The 1,663-nt window shown below is 63.0% G+C and carries 1 pseudogene and 1 other annotated feature; the pseudogene reads right to left on the bottom strand.

The window, feature by feature from the left end:
- Positions 1–119: 119 nt before the first annotated feature.
- A pseudogene (locus FPZ47_RS27405) lies at positions 120–1,391 on the bottom strand (IS3 family transposase).
- Positions 991–1,119 (bottom strand) — a sequence feature (AL1L pseudoknot). (Overlaps the previous pseudogene by 129 nt.)
- Positions 1,392–1,663 lie beyond the last annotated feature (272 nt).

The raw sequence follows: 1,663 nt of genomic DNA, 5'->3' as shown, positions 1-1,663 counted from the left end.
GCCAACCTGTGCCCCGACACCATCGACGAGGCCCAGGCCGCCGCCGAGTCAGGACTGACCCGCGTCGGTTCCAACTAAGAGCTGTGTTTTGAAGCATCCCCGGTTTCATGCACACCTTTTTACGTGTGACCGGTGTGCTTTCCGGCCTGGAGTCGAGCGTAGTACTCGCCCTTGGCTTCCGCGGGTGGGATGCGGCCCAGGCGGTGCATCAGCCTGGTCGTGTTGTACCAGCTAACCCACGCGGAGGTCATGTTCTCCAGGTCGGTCAGGGTACGGATCGGGCCGGTGCGAAACGGGGAGCCTGGCCGCACGCATTCGGTCTTGTAGAGCCCGATCGTGGTTTCGCATAGCGGCGTTGTCCAGGGCGTCACCGACGGTACCGATCGAGGGTATCATCCCTTCGAGCATCAGCGTCTCACCGAAATGTATTGCGGTATACTGACTCCCGGCGTCACTATGATGGATGGTGTGGTTGAACGGATGGCCTTGGCGGGCACGGAAGGTCGCGGCGTGGCGCAGGGCGCGCTCGACGAAGCCGGTGTCTTTGACCATCGAGCACTCCCAGCCGGGGATCAGCCCGGCATAGGCGTCGACGACGAACGCGGTGTAGCCGAACCTGCCGGTGTCGAGCGCGACGTAGGTGAAGTCAGCTACCTCCAGCAGGTTGGGTGCGGCAACGCGCCAGCGCCGGCCCACCAGGTCCGGTGCTCGGGCCGCAGCCGGGTCGGCGTCGGTGGTGCGCGGTGGGCGGCGAGCACGCAGGACACCTCGCCAGCCGTTGTGCCGCATGATCCGTTCCACGGTGCGCCGGGCCACCGGGATACCTTGACGTTGCAGGTGCGCCCACATCTTCAGGCTGCCGTAGAGGCTTTCTGGCGGGCGTTTCCCGTCGGCGTCAGGTTCGTAGTAGCCGGCCAGGATTTCGGTGATCGTGGTGTCCCACAGCGCGCGTTTCGATGGTGCCGACGAGCGGTGCGCCCAGTAGGTGCGCGGGGCGATCGCCGCGCCCTGGATAGCCAGGGCGCGGCAGATCGGTACGACCCCGAACCGCTCCTTGTGTTCGTCGATGAACGAACAGATCAGCGGTGTAGCGGGTCGCACTCCCGCGCGAAGAAAGTTGTTGCAGCCTTGAGTATTTCGATGGTTGATTCGAGCTCACGACATTTGCGGCGTAGCTCCCGAAGCTCCCGGCTCTCCTCGCTGGACATCCCTGCCGCTTCACCGGCGTCGATCTCAGCCTGGCGCACCCACTTGCGTAGCGTCTCCGCGTTCATCCCCAGCCGGCCGGCGATCGCCTTCATCGCCGCCCACTCTGAGTCGTAGTCATCCCGGTGCTCACGGACCAGCCGCACTGCCCTGGCCTTGGTGTTCTCGTCGTACTTGCTCGGCATCGCGCCATCCTTCCCAACAAAGGAAGTGCGCATAAAACCGGGGACGGTTCAGTTTCGCCTTCCTCGCCCACACGGGTCTTTCTTTATGACAACGACTCACTGTATTACCGAAACATCTTTAAGCCACAACGGCGTGCGCCCTCTTCAAATCAACAACCGACCCACAGATTGGTCACAAGAGCCCAAAAAACTGCCAAAAAACTTGTGTCACTTGCGTTTCTGTGGTCACTGGGCGGCCGGTTTTGTCGGTGGGTGCGCATAGTGTCGCGGTG

This window comes from Mycobacterium helveticum, assembly GCF_007714205.1.
In the GTDB taxonomy this organism is placed as follows: domain Bacteria; phylum Actinomycetota; class Actinomycetes; order Mycobacteriales; family Mycobacteriaceae; genus Mycobacterium; species Mycobacterium helveticum.
This window is presented reverse-complemented; position numbering and strand designations above follow the sequence as displayed.